At 63.3% G+C, this 3,486-nt stretch carries 3 protein-coding genes and 1 pseudogene; 2 read left to right on the top strand and 2 right to left on the bottom strand.

From position 1 onward, the window contains the following. Positions 1-68: pseudogene (locus QT222_RS04350) on the bottom strand (adenylyltransferase/cytidyltransferase family protein); the annotation flags it as partial. Positions 69-78: 10 nt separating this feature from the next. Then, positions 79-564: a Mov34/MPN/PAD-1 family protein gene (locus QT222_RS04345; protein ID WP_004572657.1), complete on the bottom strand. Its 486-nt coding sequence runs from the start codon at positions 562-564 to the stop codon at positions 79-81. 103 nt (positions 565-667) lie between these two features. On the opposite strand from QT222_RS04345, the gene QT222_RS04340 reads away from it, so the two are divergent. Further along, the gene (locus QT222_RS04340; protein ID WP_014732224.1) at positions 668-1,522 is read left to right on the top strand and encodes a fructosamine kinase family protein; all 855 of its coding nucleotides are present in this window, start codon (positions 668-670) and stop codon (positions 1,520-1,522) included. A 129-nt stretch (positions 1,523-1,651) separates the two neighbouring features. Then, a partial coding sequence (gene recJ3, locus QT222_RS04335; RefSeq protein WP_491476424.1) for an exonuclease RecJ3 occupies positions 1,652-3,486 on the top strand: 1,835 nt, incomplete at its 3' end.

Here is a 3,486-nt window from a genome sequence, read left to right as displayed (position 1 = left end):
TCCGACAGGTAATGGACGTGCCCGGGGTGGAGAATATCGAAGGTCCCCTGCGCGATGACTCGTCTCATTTGTCTCCCCTCATTGGTCTAACTCCGAGTCGATGTCTTCCTGTGTGAAGTCGAAGAACGATTCGGGGTCCGGAAGGTCGACATCGAGAACCGGGAGGTCTCGTACCTCGCCGGACTGGTCGAACGCTTTCCAGTCGTCCGGGCCGTACGGTGCACCGATGATGATGTGGACGGTCCCGCTCCCGAAGGTGTCGAGGTCCGCGTCACTCGGGCGGAGAACACCGTTCGGGTGGGAGTGAATCGACCCGACGGCGCGGAAATCGTTCGGGATGAGGTCGTTTCTAACGGTTGCGCTGTAGGGGTCCGAGACGGTTCCCGGAATGATGAGCACGTCCGTCACGACGAGTCCGTCCCGGTCCACACCGAGTCGTCGGGCATCTTCACCGCGGAGCAGCCCCATGTACTCGTTCGGATGCGTCTCCGCAGAGGATTCGAGCGCGAAGTCGAGGGCGTCGTCGGCGATTCCGATGACCTCCGGCGACCGGAAGAGTCGCATACCGAGTCGTCCGCGGGCGCTCCATCTAAGGGTTCCGAAACGGTGAGTCCGCACCGAGGAATTGAACCGTTATACTGAGGTTCGCAGTCGATTCACATTCGGTGTGATGCTCTCTTCCGACCTCGTCGACCGCGTGACGAGTGCGCTCGATGCCGACGTACCGCCCGCGTCGACGACGGAACTCGATGGTGGCCACGTCGGGCACGTCTATCGGCTCGACTTCGACAGTCGGGACCCGGTTGTCGTCAAAGTCGGAGACACGCCGCTCGATGTCGAAGGTGCGATGCTCGATGCGCTCGACAGAACCGGTCTCCCCGTTCCGACCGTCTACCACGCTGAGTCTGACCTCCTCGTCCTCGACTACGTTGAGGGCGATTCCGAACTCACAGACCGCGCCGAGCGCAACCTCGCGACCCACCTTGCGGCACTTCACGAGACCACGGCACCGGCGTTCGGGTTCCAGTTTGACACGCTCTCTGGACCGTACCGCCAACCGAACCCGTGGACGGACTCGTGGGTGGAGTTCTTCCGCGACCAACGACTGCTGCCGTGGTGTGAAGCGGCGCAGTCAGACGGGCTTCCAGCGTCGACCGTCGAGCGAATCGAAGCCGTCGCCGACGACCTAGATAGTCTCATCACGGAACCGTCAGCCCCACGACTCGTTCACGGCGACGTGTGGGAGAAGAATCTGCGGGTGAGAGACGGGCGCGTCGTCGCCTTCCTCGACCCGGCGTGTTACTACGGGCATCCGGAAGTCGAACTCGCCTACATCGACTGGTTCGACGGGGCCGGAGACGCGTTCTTCGACGCCTACGACGAACAGCGGGGGATCGAATCTGGCTTCTTCGAGAGACGGTCACCTGTCTACGCCCTTTTCCCACTTCTCGAACACGTTCGCGTGTTCGGGTCAGAGTACGTACCGGCCGTCCAAGACGCGCTGGACGAGGTTGGCTACTGAGGGTCAGATACGATTGGCTACTGAGGGTCAGATACGGTCGGATATTGAGGCTCTCAGAACCGTGCGCATCGCTCGCGTCCACGAGATGCTTTTGTAAAGCTTAACACCACCCCATGACCTAGCCAGACTATGAGCGACGAGCACGCCGGGGATTCCGGCGACGACTCGGGTCCGAATTCGGACGCGCGACCTACCGTTTACGATCTTGCACCGAACTGCACCGTTGATGACGTTGAAACTGGCGCATACTACCACGCCGTGGTGAACGGCGTCGTCGAGTACGGCATCTTCGTGGATATCTCTGATTCCGTCTCTGGTCTCATTCACGAGTCCAACCTCTCGACCGACTACGAGGTCGGCGACCGCTTGGTCGTCCGTCTCGACTCCATCCGCGAGAACGGCGACATCGCGTTCGCCGAAGAGACGCCCGACGACTACCGTACGCTGACCATCGACCACGAACCGACCATCACGCCTATCTCTCGTCTCACGGTCGGTGAGTCGGTCACTATCGAAGGTGTCGTCTCTCAAATCAAACAGACCGGCGGGCCGACCGTCTTCCGCATCGCCGACGACTCGGGCATCATTGCCGCCGCCGCCTTCGAAGAGGCTGGCGTTCGCGCCTTCCCCCACGTCGACCTCGACGATGTCGTCCGCATGGCCGGCACCGTCGAAGACCACGAAGGCACGCGCCAACTCGAAGTCGACGGTCTCACCGTCCTCGAAGCCGACGCGGCCGACGAGACCCGCGAGCGCATCAATGCCGCGCTGGACGAGCGTGCCGAACCCGAACCGGTCGAACCGCTCGTGGAGTGGCCCGCATTCGAGAAGCTTCGTGACGACCTCGAAGATGTCGCACGCCTCCTGCGTCGGACGGTCCTCGAAGGCCGTCCTATCCGCGTCCGCCACCACGCAGACGGTGACGGCATGTGTGCGTCCGTGCCGGTTCAACTGGCACTCGAACGACTCATCACCGAGGTCCACGACGACCCCGACGCGTCGCGACACCTGTTCAAGCGCCTGCCGAGTAAGGCACCGTTCTACGAGATGGAGGACGTGACCCGCGACCTGAACTTCGCGCTGGAGGGTCGCGCTCGCCACGGCCAGCGGCTTCCCTTCCTCCTGATGCTCGACAACGGGTCGACCGAAGAGGACGTGCCCGCCTACGAGAACCTCGCGCACTACGACGTGCCTATCGCGGTCGTCGACCACCACCATCCCGACCCCGAGGCGGTCGACCCGCTTCTCGACGCACACGTCAACCCGTACCTCCACGACGAGGACTACCGCATCACGACGGGTATGATGTGTGTCGAACTCGCACGGATGATTCATCCCGACGTGAGCGACGAACTCCATCACGTCCCCGCCGTCGCCGGGCTTTCGGACCGCTCGAAGGCCGAGGTCATGGACGACTACATCGAACTCGCCGCAGCCGAGGGCTACGACCGCGACGAACTCCTCGACGTGGGTGAAGCGCTCGACTACGCCGCTCACTGGCTCCGCTACAACGACGGCGCGACCATCGTCAACGACGTGCTCAACGTCGGCTGTGACGACGAATCACGCCACCGCGAACTCGTGGAGTTCCTTTCGTCTCGCGCCGAGCGCGACGTGGACCGACAGCTCGAATCCGCAGAGCCGCACCTCGAACACGAGCGCCTCGAAAGCGGGGCGAACCTCTACCGCATCGACCTCGACAAGTGGGCACACCGCTTTACCTACCCCGCGCCGGGGAAGACGACGGGTAAGCTTCACGACCGCAAGGTCACAGAGACGGGCGAGCCGGTCATCACCATCGGCTACGGTCCCGACTTCGCCGTCCTCCGCTCCGACGGCGTCCGCCTCGACATCCCGCGGATGGTCGCCGCACTGAACGAGGAAGTCGTCGGCGGCGGCGTCCCCGGCGGTGGCCACCTCGTCGTCGGGTCCATCAAGTTTGTCAGCGGCATGCGCTCGGAGGT

The sequence above is a fragment of the Haloferax sp. s1 genome, from assembly GCF_058382125.1.
Note: the sequence above shows the minus strand (reverse complement) of the source record. Positions and strands in the feature narration are given on the sequence as shown.

Coding starts and splice junctions, on each gene's coding strand:
- QT222_RS04345 (WP_004572657.1), bottom strand. CDS start 564: ATGCGACTCTTCCGGTCGCCGGAGGTCATCGGAATCGCCGACGACGCC.